Below are 24,537 nucleotides of genomic sequence, written 5' to 3' on the forward strand. Positions count from 1 at the left end.
GCGATCAATCACCTATGAGGAGAGTATTCGTGTCTGAATCTACTGCTATGACTGACGCTGAGGCCCAGAAGTCCGCCAAGAAAAAAGCGCGGTGGGTGTTTTTGTTGAATCAGCTTCCATACATCATCCTGTATGCCACAACCATCGTGCTGGTCGCGATGACGGACAGGGAGCCGACCGATGTAGCGATGAAGTGGATTTGGTTCATCCCTGCCGTCGCGCTGGTGGCCATTTTTGGTGGCTGGAAATATCACGCCGGTGAGAGCGCGAAATCGCGCGCCTTTTATCTCTTTCGCCAAGTGCTGCACTGGGCTGCGCTGGCGGTAGTGGTGCACTACTTTTTCACCAAGGATTTGCTCCACTTCCTGAATGCTGAAACCGACGGCGTGGTGATGATTTTCCTGCTTGGGCTGACCGCGATTCTGTCTGGGATCCATGCGGATTGGAAAATGGGTCTGTTCGGCGCTTTCCTGATCATGAGCGGCGAGACCATCGGGTGGTTCGATGACAATGCCGTACTTATGGGCATTGTTGGCGGTGGCGCTGCGGTGGCTGTGATTTTGACCCTGTTGGTGCGCTCGAGAGTCACAAGCAGAAAGAAAACCAAGAGCGACGCAGCGGGCGGGATCGAGGCGGGCGTCAGCGCCTGATGTGGCGCTGTCTGTCTCGCCAGCGCAGGAGCCGATTTTTGTGCTCGCCGCGCTCAGTGGCGATGACGTAAGCGCCAGCAATGATGAATGCGCGCGTTGCGCTTGAAGTCTCGCGGCAGGGTGCGGGGCTTCAGGTCCTCGATCTCCAGGTCCGTTAGGGCGTCGGCATCCAGTTTGAAGCGGCGCAGATTGGTGGAAAAGATCAGCTTGCCGTCCGGCTCGAGCAGCCGGGCGGTCTGCTGGATCAGCCTGACATGGTCGCGCTGAATATCGAAGCTGCCGCGCATCCGCTTGGACGTCGAAAAGCTCGGTGGGTCGAGAAAAATCAGCCCGAATTTGTCCCAACGCGGACGCTCGATCCATTGCAGGCAGTCGGCTTGTTCAACTCTGTGCGCGGGTGGCGTGAAGCCGTTGAGCGTTAGATTGCGCTGCGCCCAGTCGCAGTAGGTGCGCGATAGATCGACTGTGAGGGTCGAGAGCGCACCACCCGCTGCGGCATGTACGCTGGCCGCACCTGTGTAGCCGAAGAGATTCAAAAACCGCTTCCCCTGCGCGAGTTGCCCGATGAGCGCACGGGTCTGGCGGTGGTCGAGAAACAGCCCGGTGTCGAGATGGTCTTGCAGGTTGACCAGAAAGCGCAGCCCGGCTTCGCGCACTTCAAAGAACTGCTCCGCTTGGCCCTGTCTGTCGTATTGCGCGTTCCCGCGTTGGCGCTGTCGCACCTTAAAGAACAGGTTCTCGCGTGCGATGCCCAGGGTTTCGCCGATCACCCCCATGGCCTCGCGCAGACGCCGCCGTGCCGCGCGCGGGTCGATGTCGGGCGGTGCGGCATATTCCTGCACATGGGCGAGCCGTTGTTTGCCGGCGTCGTCCTCCATGCTTGTGCCCGGTCTCGCGCTCGTCCCCGGCTTCGCGTCAGCCCCGCTGTTGGCGTCCGCTGCGGCAGCCGAGTAGATGTCGATGGCCAGGGCATATTCGGGCAAATCGGCGTCATAGAGCCGATAGCAGCCGATGTCCTGCTGCTTGAGCCAGCTGTTTAGGCTTTTTTGATTCTTGCGCAGCCGGTTGGCGAGCATCGCGGCACCGGGGCCGCGTTCCTCGGGTGGCAGCGGGCGCGGGCTGTCGTCCACATGCGCCTCAGAGCGGATGTCGAAATGCAGCAACTGGCAGTCGAGTGGGCCGTTGAACAGCCGGTGCGTGCGGTGCGCGCGCAGGCCCATGTTGCGACCAAGCTCGGGGTTGGCGGTCAATACGGCGCCCTGCCAGCCGTCGAAGCGCTCGCGCAGCACGTGCCCGAGCGTGCGGTAGAGCGGCACCAGATTCTCCTTGGCACCGAGGCGTTCGCCATAGGGCGGGTTGCTGATGACCAGCCCCTGCCGCGCCTGACCACAGGGCTGGCAGTCGGCCAGCTCGCGGCGCTCGAAATGCAGGCGCCCAGCCAGACCGGCGCGCTCCAGGTTGGCATAGGCCATGCGAATGGCGGCGCTGTCACGGTCATAGCCGCACAGGCGGCCAAGGCTTTCCAGTCCGGTGCTCGCGCGTGCTTCGGCCTCCTCGCGCAGGCCGTTCCAGGCTGCTGCATCATGCCCGCGCCAGGCGCTAAAGCCCCAGTGCGCGCGGTTTAGGCCGGGCGCGCGGTCGGCGGCCATCAGCGCAGCCTCAATCACCAAGGTACCGGCACCGCACATGGGGTCGACCAGGGCGCCGCCGGCGGCGGCAATCGCAGGCCAGCGCGCGCGCAGCAGCAGGGCGGCGGCTAGGTTCTCCTTGATGCTGGCCGCGCCGGCTTCGGTGCGATAACCACGTCTGTGCAGCGCATCGCCCGACAGGTCCAGGCTGAGCGCGGCCTGATCGCGAAACAGCCGACAGTAAAGGCGGATGTCGGGCTGGGCGGTGTCGACGCTGGGCCTTTGGCCGCTGCGCTCGCGGAATTGATCGACAATGGCATCCTTGATGCGCAGGGCGGCGAAATGGGTGTGATCGATGCCGGAACGGGCGCTGTCGACATGAATTGCCAGGGTTTGCTCCGGCCCCAGATGTTGCGACCAGTCGATGGCAGCGATGCCGGCGTAGAGTGCATCGGGATCGGCAGCGGGCCATTCCGCCAGCGGCAACAGCACCCGGCTGGCGACGCGCGACCACAGGCATACCCGATAGGCATCGGCCAGGGCGCCGGCGCAGGCGACGCCAGCGCGGGTCTCGCGCACCTCGGGGATGCCAAGGCCGCGCAGTTCCTCGGCGAGCAGGGTCTCGAGATGCCGGGCAGCGGTGACGAAAAAGTGGTGCTGATCCGGTGCCTGGCTGGGCGGTGTTGCGAGCTCTAGCACCTCGGCGCCGCCGCTGGTGTGGCCGAGGGAGTCACTGGCGAAGTGGCTGGGGGAGTGCCTGGAGGATTGAGTGGCGGAGCAGCCTGCGCAGTGATTGGGCTAGCAGGGGTGCCCGCGGGCGGCGCCAAATCCGGCAGCACCTCGCGCACGACCCGGGCCAGAGCCTGAAGCGCCGCGGTGCGCGGAAAGCTCCGGCGATGCACCAGCGAGATGTGCCGCCGCGCATCCGGCAGCGACAGGGGGCGCACGCTGATGCCAGGTGTGTCGCGCCAGCCGCTGTCGAGCGCCAGTGCGGGCACCAGAGTGCAGCCGAAGCCGGCGCGCACCAGATGGCGCAGGGTCTCGAGACTGGCGGCGCTGAGATCGGCTGCCGCGCTGGTGTGCGGGCGCTCGGCCAGGCGGCACACATGCATGACCTGCTGGCTTAAACAGTGTCCCTCGGCCAGCAGCAGCAGGTCGGCCGCCTCGAGGTCGGCATCGGTGATCTTGGGCTTGGCCGCCAGCGGATGCCCGGGCGGATGGGCGAGCCAGAAGGGTTCGTCAAACAGCGGGATCTGGTCGAGATCGGCATCCTCCGCCGGAGTGGCGAGCAGCAGGGCGTCAAGCTCATGCCGGCGCAGGCGCAGTAGCAGAGCGTCCGTGACCTCTTCGCGCAGGATGAGTTTGAGCTGCGGATACTGCTGGCGCAGGGGCGCGAGCAGCTGCGGCATCAGATAGGGGCTGAGTGTCGGGATGGCACCGACGCGCAGCGGCCCGGCGAGTGGGTCCTGTGCGGCGCGCGCGACCTGCTCAATGGCGTCGGATTGCTCCAGCAGCCGGCGCGCGTGGCGCAGAATATCCTCGCCCACGGCGGTGATGTCGACCGAGCGGTTGCTGCGCTCAAAGATGGTCACGCCGAGTTCTTCCTCAAGCTTTTTAACTTGACCGCTCAGGGTGGGTTGGCTGACAAAGCAGCGCTCGGCCGCGCGGCCGAAGTGCCGCGTTTCTGCGACGGCGACGATGTAAGAGAGATCCCGCAAATTCATGCGGGGGATTATACCGAAGCCGCGCGCGCTTAATTGAAGATCACATCCTCATAGACGGCGTCTTGGTCGCAGGAGAACTCCAGGGACTCGAGCATCAGGGGTGTTTCAGGGGCAAGCGGACACAGCAGCCAACCCTGGTCGCGACGGCGGAATACCTCGATCGAGCGGGAACGTGAATCGATCAGCACATATTCTCGCAGCGACTCTAACTGGCGGTAGTGGGCGAACTTAGCGCCACGATCATAGGCCTCGGTCGACTCCGACAGCACTTCGATGATCAGGGTCGGTTCGCGCTTGAGCTTTCGCTCCGCCGCGTCGGCCGGCGAGCAGGTAACGAAGACATCGGGATAAAAAACGTTCTCGTCGGCTGCGGTGGCGACCAGCAGCTTCATGTCGGCGATATAGACCCGGCAATCGCTGCCGCGGGCATGGGCGCGCAGCATCGCGGCCATGTTCAGCGAGATGGTGACATGCTCCTCGCTCGCGCCCGCCATGGCGAAAACCTCGCCGGCGATGTATTCATGTTTCACATCGGACGTCTCTTCGCCCGCAAGATAGTCTTCTAGCGTCGGATAGGGTAATTCGGCGAGATTCGACATGGCGGTCACTCCATCAATTGGAATTTATGCACGAATTTACTACAACCGGTTGTCCGATTTCGCGAAATTCGCTAATGGCTCGCAAGTGTCTTGATGATGGCGGCCTTGAGCACTTCGATGTCGATTGGCTTGGAGACGTAGCCGTCCATGCCGGCGGCAAGAAAACGTTCCTGGTCGCCGCTCATGGCGTGCGCGGTCAGGGCGACGATGGGGGTCTGGCGATGGCGGTCGCCGGCCTCGCCTGAGCGAATGGCGGCCGTGGTGGCCAGGCCGTCGGGCGGTGGCATCTGGATGTCGAGCAGAATGAGATCGAAATCCGCTTCTGGGTCTTGCAGTGCCGCCAGCGTGGCGCGGCCGCTGTCGGCAAGGGTGACCTCGGCGCCCTGCTTGGCGAGCAGTCGGGAGAGCACCAGACGGTTGGTGCTCTCGTCGTCGACGGCGAGGATGCGCAATCCCTTCAGGCTACTGATGTGTTTGGCGGGGACCGCGGCCGATACAGGTTTGGTCGCGCTGGCGGGAGCCTCGGTGAACGGAAGCGACAAGACAAATTCCGTGCCCTTGCCAGGCTCACTGCCGACGCAGATGGAACCGCCCATGTGCTGGACCAGGCGTTTGACGATGGACAGACCGAGACCGACGCCATCGGCGATCTTGGTGACGGCATTCTCGATTTGCAGGAAGGGCTCGAACAGCTGATCGAGCTTATCCTGGGGCATGCCGATGCCGGTGTCCTTGACGATGAAGAGGATGACCCACTCGTCCCCGCGGCCGCGGCCGAGGGACAGCGCCTCCAGGCTGACCCGCCCGGCGGCGGTGAACTTGATGGCGTTACCGACCAGATTGCCCAGGATCTGATGCAGGCGCGTCACATCGCCTAACAGGTGACTGGGTGCTCCGGGTGTGAGTGAGACGCTGAGCTTGACCTGGTTGGGGGTGGCGATAGGCGTGAACAGTTGCTCGATGGAGCGGATGAAATCTTCCAGCTCAAAGGCCTCGTTGACCAATGTCAGGTGGTTCGACTCGATCTTAGACAGATCGAGAATGTCGGCGATGAGGCGGGTCAGGCGCCGGGAGGACTGCATGGCCTGTTCGATGTACTCGCTTTGCTCGTCGTTTGGATCGGTCTCGGACAGCAGTGCGAGCAGACCGGCGATGCCATTGAGCGGTGTGCGCAGCTCATGGCTCATGTTGGCGAGAAAGCGGCTTTTGGCCTGATTGGCGGCCTTGGCCTGCTCGCTCGAGGTGCGCAGTGCCTCCTCCATGCGCTTACGTTCGGTGACGATGCGGAAATAGACCGCGAGGGAGTCGCGCGACGGATAGGCGCAAACGTCGAACCAGGTATCGAAGGGCGGGTAATAGGCTTCGAAGGTGACGGTAACCTGCTCGCGCAGTGCGCGCCGATACAGTTCGTAGAACTCAGTATCTACCGCTTCTGGAAAGAGCTCCCAGAGATTGCGTCCGAGGTTGTCCTCGCGCGAGGTCAGGCCCATGGCTGTTAGGGCCTTGTTGTTGAGGTAGGTCAGATTGAACTGGGCGTCGACTTCGAAGAAGGCGTCCGTGGTGCTCTCGAGCACGTCAAGCAAATGCTGATGCGCTTCGCGTGCGCCGCGCTCGGCGGCGACGAGGGCGGTAACGTCCAGGGCCGAGCCGTACAGGCGGGTGACGTTGCCCTGCGCGTCGCACTGGACTTCCCCGCGGGCGATGGTGCGAACCTCGGTTCCGTCCTTGCGGACCAGGCGCAATTCGATCTCGAAGGGCTCATGCTGGGCCAGCGCGGTTTTCACCGCGGCATCCAGGCGGGCAGCGTCTTCGCCCGGATACAGGGCAAGGTTGCCTTGGTAATCGGGCAGCGGCGAACCTGGCTCCATACCCATGATGCGATAGAGCTCATCGGACCACAGGATGGTGTCGGTGTTGGGGTCCCACTCCCAGTCACCAACGTGGGCGAAGCGCTGGGCTTCTGCCAGACGCCAGGCGGTGTGCTTGAGATCGTCTTCGGCACGCTTGCGCTCGCTGATGTCGCGCGCGACGAGAATCGCGCGTGCCCGGCTTTTTCCGCTCGGGTCCATGGGCGAGACGGCCAGGTTGTAGGTACGCCCGTCCATGACGACTTCAATTTCGCCGGGCGTTCCCGATAGCGCGCTCTCGCATTGGGTTTGCAGCGGGTCGGCGACCTCCTGCGGATAGAACTTTTGCAGCGGTTGCCCAATGGCCTGTTCTGGTGCCAGGCCGAGACTGGCGAGTCCTTGCCCTTGAATGTAAAGCGTGTGCAACTCGACGTCGAGCAGCTGAATCCAACCCCGAGGGTAGGCTTCCATTGTCGCGGTCAGCAAGGCTTCGCGCTCGTAGACTTCCCGCGTTCGCGCGGCGACGCGTTCTTCGAGCAGCTCGCGCGCGCGCTGCCGCTCGGTGATGTCGACGAAGGTCAGAACCACGCCGTCGATGACATCCTCGACGGTGCGATAAGGGCTGACGCGCATCAGATAGTGGCGGTCATCATCAGCGGCTAGCTCACGGTCGAGGACTTCCAGCGAGTCCAGAGCCTGCCGGCTTTCGGCCGCTAAATCCACGTCGCGCAGCCGATGGGCGACATGCGCAAGCGGTCGGCCGATGTCTGCCGGCAGGATATGAAAGACCTCTCTGGTCGGTGGGGTGAAACGGCGGACGCAAAGCGTTTTATCGATGAAAAGCGTGGCCAGGTTGCTACTGGCGAGCAGGTTTTCGATGTCGCTGTTGGCGCTCTGCAGCTCATCGATTTTGCCGTTGAGCTCGGAGTTGACCGTGGTCAGCTCTTCGTTCAGGGCCTGCAATTCTTCCTTGGAGCTCTCTAGTTCCTCGTTGGAGGATTGCAGCTCCTCGTTCATCGACATCAATTCCTCGTTGGAGGACTTGAGCTCTTCGTTGGCGGTTTCCAGCTCCTCGACCGTGTTGCGCAGCTGCTCGCTGGCGATCTTGAGCTCTTCTTCCAGATGCAGCACCAGGCGGTCGTCATCGGCATTGGCGGCGGGCGCCGGGGAGGCGGGGGCACCGGGCGCATTGGGCTCGAAGATGACAGCGGCGAAGCCTTGATTGGGGGGCTCCGTAATGGGCTCGACATGCAGCTGGTAGGTCGCGTCCTGTCCGCTCAGGCGCACACCGGCGATGGTAACGGCCTTGTTACTCTTGAAGGCACGGTGCACGGCGGTGCGCAGCCGCATGCGCAGTTCCTCGCGCGTCTTGCGGATCAGATTGGCGGTCGGCTCGCCTTCGGGGTCGGCGAGAAAGGCCGATGTGTCGCCGAAGTAGTAGAGCACGTTCATGCTGGTGTCGATCAGCACCGCCGGATGGCAGTAGCGCCGCAGCAGTTGCCGGTCGAGAATGCTCGCCGGGCTTTGCGGCTTGGGACCGGCGGTGCGGAATGGGCTGCTCGTGGTGCTGTGGTGCGAGGACATCGGCAGCAGCCAGCGGGGTGGTTTGGCCTCCAGCATGTTGCGCTGAAACAGCTTCCATTTCTCGTCGAGCGGCTGGAACAGATCAGTCGCCTGGCCGATGGTCTCCGACGGGCCGAGCAACAAATAGCGCCCCGGCAGCAGCGCCTGGTAGAAGGCCGGCAGCAGGCGTTTCTGCACCTCGGCGGTCATGTAGATCAGCAGATTGCGGCAGCTGATCAGGTCGAGGTTCAGGAAGGGCGGATCGCGCAGTAGATCGTGGGGCGCGAAGAGAATCATTTCCCGAATCGCCTTGACCACCCGATAGTGGTCATCCTTGGCGCGGAACCAGCGGTGAATGCGCTCGGGGCTCAGGTCCGCGGCGATGCTGTACGGGAAGGTGGCGGCGCGGGCGGTGTCGATGGCCGCCGGATCGAGGTCGGTGGCAAAGATCTGCACATCATGCGCGCGCTTGAGGCGATCCAGTGTTTCGCGGATCAGTATCGCCAGGCCGAAGGCCTCCTCGCCGGTCGAGCAGCCGGCGACCCAGACGCGCAAAGGCTCACCAGGCTTCTTGGCGTGCAGCAGGGCCGGCAGAACCTGGTTCTGCACCTGATCAAAGACGTCCGGGTCGCGGAAGAAGCTGGTCACGCCAATTAGCATGTCCTTGACCAGCGCTTGCAACTCGGCATTGTCGCTATCCCGGTGCAGTCGCTCCAGATATTGCCGCGCCGAGCTCAGTCCATGCAGCAGGACGCGCTTGTCGATCCGCCGCTCCAGGGTGTTGCGCTTGTAATGGGTGAAATCGAAGCCGATGCGTTCATGGATTAACTCCAAAATGCGCTCGACTGGCTCGCCTGGAACAGGCTCGAGCGGCTGCCGCGGCGGGGCGTCGCGCAGGTGTTTTGCGCCACGCACATAATCCAGCAGTTTGTCCGGCATGGTCTCGATTGGCAGGACCAGGTCGACCATGCCGGTCGCCACGGCGCTGCGTGGCATGCCGTCGTATTTTGCCGAGCTCGGGTCCTGCACCATGACCATGCCGCCCAGGCCTTTGACCTCCTTGATGCCCAGGGTGCCATCGCTACCGGTGCCGGAGAGGATAATGGCGATGGCGTCTTCGCGCACCTCCCGTGCCAGTGAGCGCAAAAAAGTGTCAATTGGCTGGCGGATGCCGCGTGCCGCTGTGGGCGGTTGTAGCTGCAGGCAGCCTTCGGCAATGATCAGATCGTGATTGGGTGGAATGACATGCAGGGTGTTGATCAGCACCTGGTGACCGTCGCTGGCTTCGCACACCGCCAAGTCGGTGCGTTTGGCCAGCAGCTCACTCATCAGACTCTTGTGATGCGGGTCGAGGTGCGTGACCAGCACGATTGCGAGACCCGGATTGGGGGCGAGGTGTTCGAGGAAGGCCTCCAGGGCTTCGAGCCCGCCGGCAGAGGCGCCGATGCCGACGATGGGAAATTCGCGCATCGCGCTGGTCTGCACGGGGGTATCTGACGCTGGTGGACTGGTCATCGGGGGTTCCTCAGAGGTCGCGAGCGTTCTCGATTAACCGCGCGAGCGGGAGCGGCTGGGCTCGATCAGAAGCGGAGCGCGCTTAGAATCGAAGATCAAGCGTAGCGCCACCAAAGGGAGCTGGATCATAACGCGTCCTATCGATCAGCTCACCATCAGCGTTCTCAAGTCGCAGCTCACCGTTAAATTCAACGCCGGTGATGAGGCCTAAACTCAAATGGCGACCAAAGCTGCGGGTTGCGCCGATGTACACAGGCACTCCGCTATCTTGACCGACGCCGGACGGCGCGGAGCCCTTGTCGTTGAGTCGAAAGCGAGACTTCTCATAGCGCGCACCGAGTAACAGCGACCATTGACCAGTTGGCCGCCAGTCAAGCACCAGGCCGGGTCCCTCGCTTGCCGCAAAGCCACTTCCAGTGCGCAATGACAAGCTGTCGGTGAGCTTCCAGTCGATGGCGAGAATGGGAAACCAGTCCACCTCGCCCTCCAGCTCAGAGAAGACGCCGAAGCCAGGCCCCAGGCTGAGCCGATCGTTCACCCGATAACTCGCAGCAGCCAGCAGGCCGCCAACCTGGCCGTCGCTGAGGTCAGCACCTTCCTCGGCAATCCAGCGGATCGAGGGCACCGCAAAGACATCCCAACGCTCGTCCGCCTTCCAGCTCACCCGACCGCTAAGCCGCAACTCGCGGATGTCGGACCAGGGCTGCAAGGCGCCAAACCCCGTCGGGCCATCAAACTCATAGCTGCGCTCGCCATAGCCAGCGCTCAGACCGAGGCGCAGGTCCGGAGACACAGCCTTGCCGGCCCCAACTCGAACCGCCCAGGCGTCCTGCTCAACCTTGCCGCCGTCGTCGAGATCCGTCTGCCATTGATAGACCGCACCGCTGTCAACACGAAGCTGCCAAGTGTCAGAACTCGGCTGCGCGAACAGGTTAGCACTCGTGAAGCCAGCACCAAACAGCAGCGATGTCAGCAAAAACCGAAGATTTGTCATACCTGGCCTGTCTGTTTTTCGAGAAGGGGACCGCAGTTAGCGGCGCGCGGTACCATGCAGTACACCTGTCGCAATTGCCCGCCGCTTGTGGGCGATGGGGGTGGTTTCTTTTCGCGGCATATTCAATAGGCCGCAGCTGATTAAAAACTGCCCTTTATGCGATCGGGTTCTTGGATTTGAACTCATCCACCTCTTTGCACGCCGAGACCAGCTTAGCCGCCAACTCCGGCATTTGTTCGTAGTCCGTCCATAGCGAGTCCTCGACAATGTCGTGGATCTGTCCCGCGATTTCCGTAGCCTTCCGTTTTAGCTTGGCCAGGGCCTTTTTGTGATCTTGTGCTTCATCTGACATTTTTTTATCCTATTGATTTTAAAGAAGTAAACTGCTGGAGCGATAGGGCAGCCCGATCAGTGTGTCGGTGAGCGAAAAGCCTGAGCAGTTCGTGCCAGGGGTGCCTTTCTCGTGAGTCATGGGCAAAGTCTATCCGAATTCGTCTGCGCCAGTGTTGATGGCATCAGCCACGCGCGTTTGGTGCCAGGGAGAGGAGACCAGGGAGAGGAGACAGGCTACCTTCGCCGGTGGCGAACGCGGCGCCAGCGCGCCAAATCGGCCATTCCAAGAGGGTGATCAGAGCGCGCAGCCCATGACGATGGCATCTTCGCGGCCTTTGGCGGCCGGATAGTAGCCGCGGCGCAGGCCGATCTCGTTGAAGCCTTCGGCCTGGTAGAGCGCGAGGGCGGCGCGGTTGGATGCGCGCACTTCGAGAAAGGCGGAGGCGGCTTGGCGTTGTCTGGCGATCGCGAGCAGGCGTCTGAGCAGGAGGCGTCCGAGTCCCTGGCGCTGGTGGCTGGGGTGGATGCAGAGATTGAGCAGATGGCATTCGTCGACTACGAGCATGATGACGCCATGGCCAATCAGCTCGCATGAGACCGGCTGTTCGAGCACCATGCAGTAATGGCCGGCCTTGAGTGAGTCCTGAAAGATGCCCTGGCTCCAGGGGCTGTGATAGGCGGCACGCTCGACGGCGAGCACGGCGGTCAGGTCGTGCAGGGTCATGCGGCGCAGATACAGGCCGGGTCTGTCCGGGGTGTCGGGGGTCGAGATTTCGGAAGCCTGCATCTTAGGAGAGGGGCTGTCGCTCGGGGGGGCGACTGTTGTGATTTCGGGGAACTTACCTGCCGCGGTGCGCGTTCCAGCGCGGGTTTGGGCCTGGTTGTGCAGTGCAGGGGTGACGGGGAGAATACTGACCGATGTCACGCGCTTGCGCGATTATCGCGCGAAGCTTGCCCGAAGGGGGTCAAAAGCCGCGCCATCCGCGTTATATTGGCAACCTCGGGATGGAGGCGCAAGGCGACCGGGCTGATGGCTTGGGAGATGGTGACTGCCGGAGCCATTGCTTTAGGTTCTCGCGCGCGCTGTTTGTGCCGGCCACTCAACCGATTCATTACATTCGTCAACCCAGCATTCGGGACTGATCATGTCGCAACAGCAAACGGTAACCATCGACGGCAATGAAGCCGCCGCCTATGTCGCACATATGACCAACGAGGTCATCGCGATTTACCCCATTACGCCGTCGTCCAACATGGGCGAGTGGGCCGACGAGTGGTCCTCGCTCGGCGTCAAGAACCTCTGGGGCACCATCCCCGATGTGGTCGAGATGCAGAGCGAGGGCGGTGCCGCCGGTGCCATTCATGGCGCGCTGCAGGGCGGTTCGCTGTCGACCACCTTCACCGCCTCCCAGGGTCTGCTGCTGATGATCCCGAACATGTATAAGATCGCCGGGGAACTCACCCCGACGGTGTTTCATGTCTCGGCGCGCTCGCTTGCGGCCCAGGCGTTGTCGATCTTTGGCGATCATTCCGATGTCATGGCCTGTCGTGCCACCGGCTATGCCATGCTGAGCTCGTCCTCGGTGCAGGAGGTGATGGACTTCGCGCTCATCGCCCAGGCGGCGACGCTGGAGTCGCGCATTCCCTTCATGCACTTCTTCGACGGCTTCCGCACCTCGCATGAGGTGACAAAAATCTCCAAGCTGCCGGTCGAGACCATTCGCGCCATGATCGACGAGGAGCTGGTCAAGGCGCACCGTGGCCGGGCGCTGAATCCTGACCATCCCATCATTCGCGGTACCTCGCAGAATCCGGATGTTTATTTCCAGGGCCGCGAGACGGTCAATCCCTACTACGACGCGCTGCCCGGCATCGTGGTCAAGTGCATGGACCGCTTTGCCGAGCTGACCGGACGCCAGTACAAGCTGTTTGAGTACGTCGGCGCGCCCGATGCCGAGCGGCTGGTGATGCTGATGGGCTCCGGCATTGGCGCCGCCCAGGAGGCGGTCGAGCATCTGGTCGCCCAAGGCGAGAAGGTCGGCATGATCAAGGTCCGGCTGTATCGGCCCTTCGACGTGCCGCGACTGCTTGAAGTCATGCCCGTCACGGCGCAGAAGATCGCAGTGCTCGACCGCACCAAGGAGCCGGGCGCCGACGGCGAGCCCATGTATAAGGACATGATCACCGCCATGGCGGAGGGCGTTGGCGAAGGGCGCATTGCCAAGATGCCTTACATCGTCGGTGGGCGCTATGGCCTGTCATCCAAAGAGTTCACCCCGGCCATGGTAAAAGGTGTGTTCGATGAGCTGAAAAAGGACAAGCCCAAGAACCGCTTCACCGTCGGTATCATCGACGATGTGGGCCAGACCAATCTGGAGTGGGACCCGAGCTTCCAGCCCGATGCGGTCAAGGGCGTGACCAACTGCGTCTTTTATGGTCTGGGCTCGGACGGCACCGTCTCGGCCAACAAGAACTCCATTAAGATCATCTCTGAGGAAACGCCGAACTATGGCCAGGGCTATTTCGAGTATGACTCGAAAAAGGCCGGTGCCATGACGGTCTCCCATCTGCGCTTCGGCCCCAAGCCGATCAACAGCACCTATCTGATCGGCGAGCATGAGGCGAGCTTCGTCGCCTGCCATCAGCCGACCTTCATCACCCGCTTCGATATGCTCGAGAAGGCCGCCCCGGGCGCGACCTTCCTGCTGAATTCGCAAACGCCGGCGGACAAGGTGTGGGACGATCTGCCCAAGAACATGCAGCAGCAGATGATCGACAAGAAGATCAGCTTCTATGTTGTCGATGCCTACGGCATTGCCGCCAAGACCGACATGGGTCGGCGCATCAACACCATCATGCAGACCTGCTTCTTTGCGATTTCCGGCATTCTGCCGCGCGATGAGGCAATCGCGCAGATCAAAAAAGCGGTTGAGAAGACCTATGGCAAGAAAGGCCAGCATCTGCTTGATCGCAACTATGCTGCCATCGATGCCAGTATCGCTGGGCTGCATGAAGTCAAGATTCCCGGCCAGGCTAGTAGTGCCTTCGAGCGCCCGCCGGTGGTGCCCGCCCAGGCACCGGAGTTTGTGCAGCGGGTGACGGCCACGCTGATCGCCGGCAAGGGCAATCAACTCCCGGTCAGCCTGATGCCCTGCGATGGTACCTGGCCTACGGGGACCACCCAGTACGAGAAGCGCAACATCGCCCTGCAACTGCCCAAGTGGGAAGAAGACCTCTGCACCCAGTGCGGCAAGTGTCCCATGGTGTGCCCGCACGCGGCCATTCGCGCCAAGGTGTATCCGGTGGGGCTGACCGACAAGGCACCGGAGGGCTTCCAGCATGTGCCGATCAAGGGTAAGGATTTCCCCGACAGCTATCACGTCACCTATCAGGTTGCGCCCGATGACTGCACCGGCTGCGGCATTTGTGTCGAGGTCTGCCCGATTCGCGACCGCAAGGACCCGAACCGCAAGGCGCTCAACATGGTGCCGGCCGAGGAACGCCACGATCTGGAGCAGCCAAACTGGGACTTCTTCCTGAGCTTGCCGGAATACGATCGCACCAAGCTCGATTCCGGCAAGATCAAGCACGCGATGATGATGCAGCCGCTGTTCGAGTTCTCCGGCGCTTGCGTCGGCTGCGGCGAGACGCCCTATGTGAAGCTCGCCACCCAACTCTTTGGTGATCGCATGCTGATCGCTAATGCCACTGGCTGCTCAAGCATCTACGGCGGCAATCTGCCGACCACGCCCTACACGACTGACCCCAATGGCCGCGGCCCGACCTGGAACAACTCTTTGTTTGAGGACAATGCCGAGTTCGGTCTCGGGTTGCGCCTCGCCGTCGACAAGCAGGCCGAGCAGGCGCGCGAACTGCTGGTGAAGCTGGCGGACAAGATCGGTCAGGATCTGGTCGATGGCCTGCTGAGTGCGGATCAGACCACCGAGGCCGGCATTTTTGAGCAGCGCGAGCGCGTCACGGCACTTAAGCACAAGCTCGCCAGCATGGGAGACAGCATCGACGTGCACTCGCTTGAATCCACCTGCGAGCAGCTGGTCAAGCGCAGTGTGTGGATCGTCGGCGGCGACGGCTGGGCCTATGACATCGGCTACGGCGGCCTCGACCATGTGCTCTCCACCGGGCGCAACGTCAACCTTCTGGTGCTCGATACCGAGGTCTACTCCAACACCGGCGGTCAGACCTCCAAGGCCACGCCCATGGGCGCGGTGGCCAAGTTCTCCGCCGGCGGCAAGGCGACCTTCAAGAAAGACCTGGCGATGATGGCCATGGCCTACGAGAACGTCTATGTCGGTCAGGTGGCCTTCGGCTCCAAGGACGTGCATACCCTGCGCGCCTTCATTGAGGCCGAGTCCTACGACGGCCCGTCCTTGCTTCTCTGCTATTCCCCCTGTATCGCCCATGGCGCGGACCTGTCGAACAACCTGCGTCAGCAGGACATGGCGGTCAACTCCGGGCACTGGCCACTGTTCCGCTACGATCCGCGCAAGACTACCCAAGGCGAGAATCCGCTGCACATCGACAGCAAGGCGCCGAGCGTTCCCTATCGCGACTACATCTACAGCGAGCATCGCTTCAATGTGCTGAACCGCACCCATCCGGAGGCTGCGGAGCGCTTCCTGGCCCTGGCGCAGAAGCATGTCGAAACACGCTTCTCGCTCTATGAGCAGATGGCCCATCTGGCGGTGCAGAAGGCGCCTAAGCCCGTCGACAAGCCGGCTGAGAAGAAGTCATAAGCCCCCGACTCGGCTCACCGGGTGCTCGACGCGGATTGGCTCCGCGCCTGGCACCCGGTTTCAGGATTCAGAACGCCTAATTTTTTCCCGGAGAAACACCCATGGATTTAACCACCCCCTATCTGGGCATGAGCCTCAAGAACCCGCTGGTGCCCTCGGCCTCGCCGCTGTCGAAAAGCGTCGATATGTCCAAAGAGCTGGAAGACGGCGGCGCCTCGGCGCTGATCATGTACTCTCTGTTTGAAGAAGCCATCCGCGCCGAGACCGAGGGCATGGAGCGCTTTCAGATCAACCAGGGCACCGGCTTTGCCGAAGCCGACGATGGCTTTCTGCCCGACTGGCAGGAGTTCAGCACCAGCCTGGATCAATACCTGGAGAACCTGCGCAAGCTCAAAGAGGCGCTGGATATTCCGGTCATCGCCAGCCTCAATGGTGTCACCCCAGGTGGCTGGATTGAGCATGGCAAACAACTCGAGCAGGCCGGCGCCGATGCACTTGAACTGAATGTCTATTACATCGCCGCGGATATCACTCAAAACGGTCAGCAGGTCGAGGACCGCTATATCGAGTTGCTGAAGCAACTCAAGGGACAGATCAAAATTCCGGTCAACATGAAGCTGTCGTCTTCCTTCAGCTCGGTCGGCAACATGGTGCAGCGACTCGCCGCGTCCGGTGCCGATGGCGTGGCCATGTTCAACCGCTTCTACCAGCCCGACATCAATATCGACAGCCTGCGCCTGCAGCCCAGCCTGCATCCGTCCACCTCTGCGGAGGCGCTGCTCGCCATGCGCTGGGTCGCCATCCTTTACGGTCGGGTCGAGAACCTGTCCATCGGCGCGACCGGCGGCATCCACACCCCTGAGGATGTCATCAAGCTGCTGCTCGCCGGTGCCGACGTGGTGCACCTGTGCAGCGTGCTGCTGAAAAAAGGCGCGGGCGAAATCCCCAAAATGCTGACCGGCCTCGAGCACTGGATGGAAGAGCATGGCTTCGAGTCCGTCAGCGACATGCGCGGGCGCATGAGCGCGCTTGCCATCCCCAACCCGGCCGAATTCGAACGCGCCAACTACGTGAATATTCTGGATAGCTACAGCTTCTCGCCTGGCGTGATGGTATAGCCTATCGGGCTGTCCACGCATCAGTATCCACTAACCCGAAGGTGACCGTCATGCCTGCCGTCACATTGGCCCGGAGTGAGGACAGTCCGAAGCGTCATGCGGAGGGCGATCCTTATTTCCTGGACGATGCGCCAGGCGCCAGCGAGTCCACTGAAGACCATCGGGTTTTCCTGCGAGATGCCAGTTGGGGCGATTTTGAAACGCTGCTCACCATGCGCGGCGAGCGCTCAGTGCCGCGCATGGCGTTTGCGGATGGGGTGATTGAGCTGATGAGTCCATCGAGCCAGCATGAGCATCTCAAGTCCCTGATCGGGCGCCTGACAGAAGCTTACATGCTGGAGCAGGGGATCGACTTCTCCCCCTTCGGCTCCTGGACGCTTAAGCAAGAGAAACAGCAGGCCGGCGTCGAACCCGACGAGTGCTATGTGCTGGGCCATCTGGATGTGCAAGAAGCGGCAGCGGCCAAGCGTCCGCACCTGGCCATTGAGGTCATCTGGACCTCGGGCGGGCTGAACAAGCTCGAGATCTACCGCCGACTGGAGGTCGCCGAGGTCTGGGTGTGGCGGCGCGGCGAACTCAAACCCTATGTGCTGAAAGAGGGCCACTATCAACTGGCCGAACAGAGCACAGTCTTGCCGGGCATCGATCTCGACCGGCTCGCGCAATTTCTGGACGGCTATCCCTTTGCGTCCGCCGCCATCCGAGCTTATCGAGCCACGCTGAGCGCCGCGCGCTTTTAATCTCCCGCCGTCTTAGCCGGAGACTTTCTTCTGCTCGCCGAAGGCTTTTTTCCAGAATGCCGGCGAGCGCATCGCGGAAAGCTTTCTCCGAGCGCAGCCCCCAGCCTGCGCCCAAGGCACCGATGCTGCGGTCGATGCGTTTGCACAGCGCCAGACTTTCTTCATGCAGGGGAGCCAACTCCACTTGGTTGGCTTCCCATTTGCGGTTTTGCTCCTTCTTGTCCGGCAATTCGCGCTTGACGGTTTCTTTGATCGATTCGAGCGTGGTCATCGGTGGCCTCGAAAGATTCAGAATCTTGTCTGATTAACTTAGCCCGTATTTAACATTTCCACGCCGAAAATCGGCGTAAGTCATTGAAGTTTTCTCTGGAGAGAAAATAATATCCTTCCGGATCAGTGACTTGAAACTGGCGACCCAAATGTAGTGCCATAATATTACGGAGCCCCATTGACGCGCGCGCCCGCGCAGCGGAGCATGCGTGCATGTACATTCGCCGCACCACCATCAAGAGCCGACGCACTGGTCAGCCGTACTTCACCTATCGGCTGGTGGAGTCGGTGCGCGAAGCCGGGCGGGTGCGCCAGCGCACGGTGCTGAATCTCGGCCGTCACTTCGAGGTCCCGCGCGGGCAATGGCCGGCCTTGGCACGGCGCATTGAGGCCTTGGTGGGCGGGCAGTCGGAGCTGTTCATTGACCTCGATGCCCGTTGGGAGCCGCTGGCGCAACAGTTGGCGGCGCAGGTGATTCGCGCCCGCGCGGGGGAGGATCCCTCCGAGGGGAGCGCGCCCAACTTCCAACGGGTCGATGTCGAGACAGTCGATGTGGTGCGCCCGCGCAGTGTCGCGGTCGAGCATGTCGCCTTGGCCGCCTGGGGGCAGATGGGCTTGGATGAAAAACTCACGGCTTTGGGCTTCAGCGGCCCGCAACGCGCGGCGGCCATCGGCAATGTGATCGGTCGCATGGTGGTGCCGGGTAGCGAGTTGGCGACCCATCAGTGGTTGCAACAGCGCAGCGCCCTGGGCGAGTTGATCGACGTTGATTTCGCCGACCTGGATCTGATGGCGCTCTACCGCATCACCGATCGGCTGCTCGCCCACAAACCGGCATTGGAGTCCTTCCTGTATGCCCGCGAGCGCGATCTGTTCGAACTTGATGAAGTGATTACGCTCTACGACCTGACCAATACCTATTTCGAGGGCAGCGCCAAGCATAACGCCAACGCCGCCTTTGGCCGTTCGAAAGAAAAGCGCAGCGACTGCCCGCTGGTCACCCTGGCGCTGACGCTCGATGCCAGTGGCTTTCCCAAACGCAGCGAGGTGTTCGCTGGGAACGCCGTGGAAGCCGAGACGCTGGCAAAAATGCTGCGTGCCTTGACGCCCGAGCAACAACGCACCCCACCGACGGTGGTGCTCGATGCCGGCATTGCCACCGAGGAGAACATCGCCTGGCTGGTGGCGCAGGGCTACCGCTATGTCGTGGTCAGCCGAAAGCGACATCTGCAGTTCGATCCCGAGGCGGCCTGTTTGATCAAAGAAGACGGCCCACTGACCATCCGCGCCCAGCGGGTAGTCAAGAAAGAAACCAACGAAGTCGAGCTGTATTGTCACTCCAGCCAACGTGAGCTCAAAGATCGCGGCATTGCCGATCGCTTCGCGCAACGCTTCGAGCAGGCCCTGCAGCAACTCGCCGATGGGTTGCACAAGCCAGGCACCGTCAAGCGCTTTGAGAAAGTCATCGAGCGCATCGGGCGGCTGAAGCAGAAATATCCGCGTGCCGCGCGCTACTACGAGATCAGCGTCGACCCCGATGAGAAAGGGAAAAAGGCCAAGGCCATCCGATGGTCGCGGATCACCCCGGTCGATGACACCTTGCCCGGTGTCTATTGCCTACGCACGAATCAAACCGAATGGGATGAAGCGCGCCTATGGCACACCTTTGTCATGCTCACCGATCTGGAAGCGGTGTTTCGCTCCCTGAAGTCGGAACTCGGCCTGCGCCCAGTCTATCACCATAAAACCGACCGGGTTAGCGCGCACCTGTTCATCTCGGTACTAGCCTACCATCTGGTTCATACCCTGCGCTTGCAGCTGAAAGCCGCTGGCATTCATCTGAGCTGGGAGGGCATCCGCCGTGAGCTCGATGGGCAAGATCGCGTCACGGTTGAGCTCAAGCGCGACGATGGGCGCACCCTGCATATTCGCAAAGCCACAAGGGCGGAGCCGCGCCAGCAAGCCATTTACGATGCCTTGGGCGTGAGTGATCGCCCGGGTGGACAACAGCTGACTTTGATCTGAATGAGCAGCACCGGCGGCAAAATCGCAAATGTAGTGCCGTAACGGATATCTGTGTACACTTATCCTGCTGAAAATCAAGATAATTCTGTGACCAGTTGTTAAATGTGGGCTGGGGCCGGGATTGCGCTGCAAAGTAAGCGTACGCCGGCTGAAAGTCCGTAAAGGCTTGCCCGGTCGGGGTGGGCAGGCCCTGCTGTGCGAGCAGTTGCTTGACCAGCACCTTGTCGCGTTCCAACACATGCACCGCCATGGGGATGCGTGGTGCATTGATGTGAAACACCAACTGCTTGTGAGCCTGGGTGAATTCCAGCATCCGGCCCGCGCGACGCTTGACCGCGATGCCCTGCGCGCGCGCGGTCTGCTCCAGGAGCTCTTCATCGATGAAGTGGCGGGTGTCGAAGAAGGGCGCGTCGCTGAAATCATTGGACTCCCCCAGGCGTTCGGCCAGCCAGCGGTGGTTGGTCGCGGCATGATCCGGCTGCGGCGCCTTCGGCAGGCAGCAAACATCCTCGGGACATTGTGGCACGCCGGGCTTTCCCGCCGGCAACGCGAACTCCCAAGGCTCCACGCCAGCGCGGTGGCAAAAATGGCGATGGGCGGCCTCGGTAATTTGCTGCCAGGCCTGTTGCACTGGGTCGCCCTCGGTGAGCTGGTCGATCCAGTTGCGCATCGCGGCGTTGGCCTCAAAGACCACCACCTTGCCCTGTTCCGCCGCACTGGTGGCGGGGGCGAAGTCGACGCCGCCGTAGTCGAGGTTCAGTTGCCGCATGGCCGTTTCCAGCGCCTGCCAGCGGGCGGGGCCAATGTGGGTCGCGGGATCGCTCAGGTAGTCGCGCTCGATCTCGGCCAGCCAAGGGTGTTGCCGCAGCAGCGGATCGGCGTTCTTTTTGTGCACATTAAAGTCCGCCGCGACAAAGCAGTGTGCCGGAAACAGGGTTCCGCCGACGAAAAACGCTCGATATTTGGGATAGAGCCGCTGGCCGGGGGCGCGCTCGTCGCTATGGCTGACCTCGTGGTATTGGATTAAATACACATCCGTTGGTTGTTGCAGCGCCACCTCCAGGGTGTCGAGCCGGTCGATTTTGTGCATGTGCTTGCCGCCCTGGAAGCCGCCGGCGCGCATGATCAGGGGCGCGCTCAGGCCATGGTCGCTGGCGGCCTGGCGAATGCGCTCCCCGAGCGGCCCGCAACACTCGCCCAAGCAGACGGCCTTGGGAAGGATGATGTCCGGGTGGTCCTGAAAGCGCTGGTGGTTGGCCTCGCGGGTGCTGTGCAGGACGGCCGCGGGGGGGTTGATGACAGGGCGCTCGAGCTTGGCGCAGAGTTGGTCGGCGAGCTGCAGGGCGTGCTGGCAGCGGTCGGCATCGGTAATGCTGTTGTAGATCAGATCGACCCTGGGCAGTTGTTGGAGCAGACCGGGATTGTTCTCAAAGGCGTCGATGCTCAGGTGGTAGCGAGTGACGTGCTGCCCATCGAGCAGGCTACTGAGGTTGTTGTGGCCCTCGGTGGTTTGGAATTGGCCATTTTGGGGGTTGTACATAAAGCTCCCGGAGGCCTTGGTGCCCAGCACCAGCAGGCGCAGGCGGGCGCCGGCGCGGCTGGGCGAATGGCTCAGGGGGCTGGCAACAGCGGCCTGTTTGGCCCAGTGGCGGCTTAAGTCATCGAGCTTGAGGGTGCCATAGAGCCCGGCGACCCAGTTCAGCGCACTGGGGTTCTTGTGATCCTCGGCCAAGCACCGGGCGGCGGCGCTCAGCGCATCGGTCAGACGCCCGCGCCGGGCGGCCAGTTCGGCCAAAAGCAATAGATGTTCCGGGCTGGGGTCTTGCAGGCAGAGCTTGTAGGCCAGGTCCAAGGCCGCGCTGGCTTTGCCCTGTTGCTTCAGGGTGCGGGTGCGCAGGGCCAGGCCCCGGGTGTGCAGCGGATCGCGCTTGAGCAGCTGCTCGGTCAGCGCGAGCACTTCCCCGGGGTCGGTGCTCGCGCGCGCCTGGTCGAACAGTTGGTCGCAGTGCGCGCGGCCCGGTGGCGGTGGCGGGAGGGTTTTTTTCTTCATCACAATGCGCGCGCTGGCTAGAATTTGAACAGATCCTCTTCCTGTTCGAAAAACAGTTGATCGAGGCTGGGTTCGGCGGCGGCCTGTTGCTGCTTGAGGCGCCCAAGGGCGGCGCAGCGTTGGGCCAGCTCGTGCAGGTGGGTGGTGGCGATGAGTTGCGCGTAGGCCAGGCCGAGCGCCTGGTGGCGGTTGAGCTGGTGGAGTTGCTCGGGGCTGAGCGCCTTGAGGGCGGCTTCGTTGATGCGATAGAAGCCGGTCAGATCCTGCACGCCCTGGGAGCCGGGCAGGCGAAGCGGCCAAGGCTCGATCAGATCGGGGATGGCGGTCAGTTCGGCCATCACCCGCTCCACGGCCAGACCGCCCTTGAGGCGTTGGTGGAGAAAGTCCAGCACCTCGGCGCTTTTGGCGCTGAGCTGGCCATCGGCCTCGAACAGTCGATACGCGCCAGGGGTGTTGACCGCTACCAGGGCGGCGGGGTCGATGCACAGCAGGGGTTGCTCGGGATTGTCGGGCGCGAAGCCCAGCTCAAAGGGCGCGCCGCGCAGTTTGGAGGGTACATAGCTGCCGAGCCAGCGGCCATCAGCCGGGTGGACATAGGCGTTGAAGCCGGGGCCGAGCAGGGCCACCAGTTGGTAGTGGTCGGCGGGTTTGGTAAAGCCGAGCACAAGGTGACCGCTGGCGCGGGTGAGTTCATCAAACGCCAGCGGCACCAGGGTTTGCCCGGCGGCGAAGGCATAGCCGCGCACCGCTTGCCAGGCCTCCTCGGCGTGGTCTTGGGGGGAGACGGGGATGTAGTCGGGCATGGGTCTTTATCGGTTCTTAAATGACAAAACCCCCGGCACGGGGCCGGGGGTTTTTCGTTTTCCTCGCGGTGTGACTATTGTCAGCGCGGGTTGGTTTTAGAGGTCGCCAGCAGCGTATTCGAAGGTACCGTTGCCGCCGATTACGCCGATTAGATCGACGTAGCCTAACATATGGCCAAGCGAGTCATTAGCTTCGTCGATGGTGTTGATTTCATCATCCTCTCCTCCATATAACCCTGCAAAAACTTCACCCACATTGTTCAACGCATTGAACAGCACATCTTCTCTCATCACGTTCAACAAATCCAAGCTCGCGGTGTGCTGATTGGTACTGCCACCGGCAGTATCAGCAAAGCCAATACTCAAGGTGACATAGCCTTCCGCCGAGCCCTCAGTAGCATTGACAGACAAAATCCAAGAATCCAGCGCAGTTTCGCTAGTTATACTTGTCGTGTCGCTGAAGTCCAAGACGTCGTTTGTGTTAAAGCCAGTATCGCCATCCGAACTGGCAATAGTCATGTTCTCGATGATCAGCTGCCCTCTGAGATCACCCAGATCAGGCAGCACAACCGTTTGGCTGGACTTGGGCCAGCCTATCTCACCCGGATAAAGATCGTCTTTGTTACCGTCTGAGAATCCAGCCAATACAACGCGCTCAAGCGTAGCCGTTTCATCCAGGTTCGACAAATCCAGCGTGGTGCGTTCCGTGTCCTTCAGATTCGAGATGTCAATCTCATCGATCATTCCGTTCGTCGTGTCCGTCTTATCGAGAAGCACATTGGCGTCGCTGAAGGCATCGAAGTTGGTGGCACCATCGGTACCCGGGGTCATGACAATCTTGGCAAGATCCATGAGATCGTCATCTGTGCAAGCATCGTCATCGGTGTAATTGAATGTCACCACTCCATCAGATAGATTCGCCGTGAATTCAGGCACAGGGATCACTAGTGTCCCAACGTTTCGTACACGGTCCACGTAAGTACTTATATTTAATATACATTTAGGATTTTTCGAGAAAATCGACTTGAACGCGTCGGCTCATTTCGCCCAGCCTCCGTCCGGAATCTTTGACTGGAGGCTAATTGCGAATGTATACCGGCAAACTCGTTTTCTCACAGTTAACCGAGCATCTTCCGTTGCCGGCTTTTCGGCAGTGCGTGACGCGTTATCGTGGCAACCATAAGATCAAATCATTCTCGTGTCTCGATCAGTTCCTAAGCATGATGTTCGCGCAACTGACCTATCGGGAAAGCCTTCGAGATATTGAAACGACTCTGCGCGCGCATTCGAGCAAGCTTTACCACATGGGTATTCGTGGAGGGATATCGCGGAATACCCTTGCTAACGCCAACCAGGTCCGTGACTGGCGGATTTATGCCGACTTCACTAGCACGCTAATTCAAATCGCCCGTGGCCTCTATAGCAACGAAAAACTCGCGCTTGACCTTGAGCAGACAGTTTACGCCTTTGACTCATCCACAATCGATCTTTGTCTTTCTGTTTTTCCATGGGCGCCTTTTCGGCGCACGAAAGCGGGCATAAAACTCCATACATTACTGGACCTACGCGGTAACATACCGAGTTTTATCGCAATTTCCGACGCAAAACTGAATGACGTCAAGGCGCTAGATTTGCTGACTATTGAGCCGGGCGCTTTCTATATCATGGATCGTGCGTATCTAGATTTTGAGCGTCTTTATCGCTTTCAACTCGCCGGGGCCTTTTTTGTTATACGCGCCAAATCGAATACAAAGATGCGAAGATTGCACTCTCGCCCGGTCGACAAGACAACCGGATTAAGATGCGACCAAACTGTCTCTCTAACAGGTGTCAATACGCATACCATTACCCATATCTCCCCGCCCCAGCGTCGTCCGGGGCTGGACACAGCTCCCGAGTTCTGCTGAGATGCCCTTTCATCTTC

Annotated in this window: 14 protein-coding genes and 2 pseudogenes; 6 read left to right on the top strand and 10 right to left on the bottom strand. The window is 61.4% G+C overall.

Going from position 1 to position 24,537, the window contains the following annotated elements; genetic code table 11:
- Window positions 1-146 precede the first annotated feature (146 nt).
- On the top strand, window positions 147-650 hold the full coding sequence (locus Thiosp_RS08070) for a hypothetical protein (RefSeq protein WP_323696969.1): 504 nt from the start codon (window positions 147-149) through the stop codon (window positions 648-650).
- A gap of 53 nt (window positions 651-703) precedes the next feature.
- Here the strand turns inward: Thiosp_RS08070 and rlmKL are convergent, their stop codons facing one another.
- The 7 genes from rlmKL to rimI all read right to left on the bottom strand — a co-directional run bounded on the left by rlmKL (window position 704) and on the right by rimI (window position 11,778).
- The gene (gene rlmKL, locus Thiosp_RS08075) at window positions 704-2,977 is read right to left on the bottom strand and encodes a bifunctional 23S rRNA (guanine(2069)-N(7))-methyltransferase RlmK/23S rRNA (guanine(2445)-N(2))-methyltransferase RlmL (protein WP_201064314.1); all 2,274 of its coding nucleotides are present in this window, start codon (window positions 2,975-2,977) and stop codon (window positions 704-706) included.
- Window positions 2,971-4,002, bottom strand: coding sequence for a LysR substrate-binding domain-containing protein (locus Thiosp_RS08080; protein WP_201064317.1), 1,032 nt, complete (start codon window positions 4,000-4,002; stop codon window positions 2,971-2,973). The genes rlmKL and Thiosp_RS08080 overlap by 7 nt, the downstream gene beginning before the upstream one ends.
- A gap of 29 nt (window positions 4,003-4,031) precedes the next feature.
- Window positions 4,032-4,601: a Uma2 family endonuclease gene (locus tag Thiosp_RS08085; RefSeq protein ID WP_201064319.1), complete on the bottom strand. Its 570-nt coding sequence runs from the start codon at window positions 4,599-4,601 to the stop codon at window positions 4,032-4,034.
- Window positions 4,602-4,672: 71 nt separating this feature from the next.
- Window positions 4,673-9,526: a chemotaxis protein CheB gene (locus Thiosp_RS08090; RefSeq protein WP_201064321.1), complete on the bottom strand. Its 4,854-nt coding sequence runs from the start codon at window positions 9,524-9,526 to the stop codon at window positions 4,673-4,675.
- An 82-nt stretch (window positions 9,527-9,608) separates the two neighbouring features.
- Window positions 9,609-10,520 (bottom strand): TonB-dependent receptor, encoded by a 912-nt coding sequence (locus tag Thiosp_RS08095; RefSeq protein ID WP_242518328.1) that lies wholly within the window; start codon window positions 10,518-10,520, stop codon window positions 9,609-9,611.
- Window positions 10,521-10,674: 154 nt separating this feature from the next.
- Complete coding sequence (locus Thiosp_RS08100) at window positions 10,675-10,872, bottom strand: CCE_0567 family metalloprotein (RefSeq protein WP_201064324.1); 198 nt, start codon at window positions 10,870-10,872, stop codon at window positions 10,675-10,677.
- Between the two features lie 276 nt (window positions 10,873-11,148).
- A complete protein-coding gene (rimI, locus tag Thiosp_RS08105; RefSeq protein WP_323696970.1) occupies window positions 11,149-11,778 on the bottom strand; it encodes a ribosomal protein S18-alanine N-acetyltransferase in 630 nt (209 codons plus the stop codon).
- A 220-nt stretch (window positions 11,779-11,998) separates the two neighbouring features.
- On the opposite strand from rimI, the gene nifJ reads away from it, so the two are divergent.
- The 3 genes from nifJ (at window position 11,999) to Thiosp_RS08120 (ending at window position 17,465) form a co-directional block, all read left to right on the top strand.
- Window positions 11,999-15,607, top strand: coding sequence for a pyruvate:ferredoxin (flavodoxin) oxidoreductase (gene nifJ / locus Thiosp_RS08110; protein ID WP_201064326.1), 3,609 nt, complete (start codon window positions 11,999-12,001; stop codon window positions 15,605-15,607).
- 101 nt (window positions 15,608-15,708) lie between these two features.
- Window positions 15,709-16,725 carry a dihydroorotate dehydrogenase-like protein gene (locus Thiosp_RS08115; RefSeq protein ID WP_201064328.1) on the top strand — a complete coding sequence of 339 codons (1,017 nt, stop codon included), beginning with the start codon at window positions 15,709-15,711 and terminating at the stop codon, window positions 16,723-16,725.
- A gap of 50 nt (window positions 16,726-16,775) precedes the next feature.
- A complete protein-coding gene (locus tag Thiosp_RS08120) occupies window positions 16,776-17,465 on the top strand; it encodes a Uma2 family endonuclease (protein ID WP_201064330.1) in 690 nt (229 codons plus the stop codon).
- A gap of 97 nt (window positions 17,466-17,562) precedes the next feature.
- Here the strand turns inward: Thiosp_RS08120 and Thiosp_RS08125 are convergent.
- A pseudogene (locus Thiosp_RS08125) lies at window positions 17,563-17,736 on the bottom strand (hypothetical protein); the annotation flags it as partial.
- A 212-nt stretch (window positions 17,737-17,948) separates the two neighbouring features.
- On the opposite strand from Thiosp_RS08125, the gene Thiosp_RS08130 reads away from it, so the two are divergent.
- On the top strand, window positions 17,949-19,760 hold the full coding sequence (locus tag Thiosp_RS08130) for an IS1634 family transposase (RefSeq protein WP_323696449.1): 1,812 nt from the start codon (window positions 17,949-17,951) through the stop codon (window positions 19,758-19,760).
- A 2,067-nt stretch (window positions 19,761-21,827) separates the two neighbouring features.
- On the opposite strand, the gene Thiosp_RS08135 is transcribed toward Thiosp_RS08130, so the two are convergent.
- On the bottom strand, window positions 21,828-22,613 hold the full coding sequence (locus Thiosp_RS08135) for a SapC family protein (RefSeq protein WP_201066223.1): 786 nt from the start codon (window positions 22,611-22,613) through the stop codon (window positions 21,828-21,830).
- 96 nt (window positions 22,614-22,709) lie between these two features.
- The gene (locus Thiosp_RS08140; protein WP_201066222.1) at window positions 22,710-23,549 is read right to left on the bottom strand and encodes a hypothetical protein; all 840 of its coding nucleotides are present in this window, start codon (window positions 23,547-23,549) and stop codon (window positions 22,710-22,712) included.
- A gap of 152 nt (window positions 23,550-23,701) precedes the next feature.
- Here Thiosp_RS08140 and Thiosp_RS08145 point away from each other — a divergent pair.
- Window positions 23,702-24,451: pseudogene (locus tag Thiosp_RS08145) on the top strand (IS4 family transposase); the annotation flags it as partial.
- Window positions 24,452-24,537: the final 86 nt, after the last annotated feature.

It is taken from the genome of Thiorhodovibrio litoralis (assembly GCF_033954455.1).
Taxonomy (GTDB): Bacteria; Pseudomonadota; Gammaproteobacteria; order Chromatiales; family Chromatiaceae; genus Thiorhodovibrio; species Thiorhodovibrio litoralis.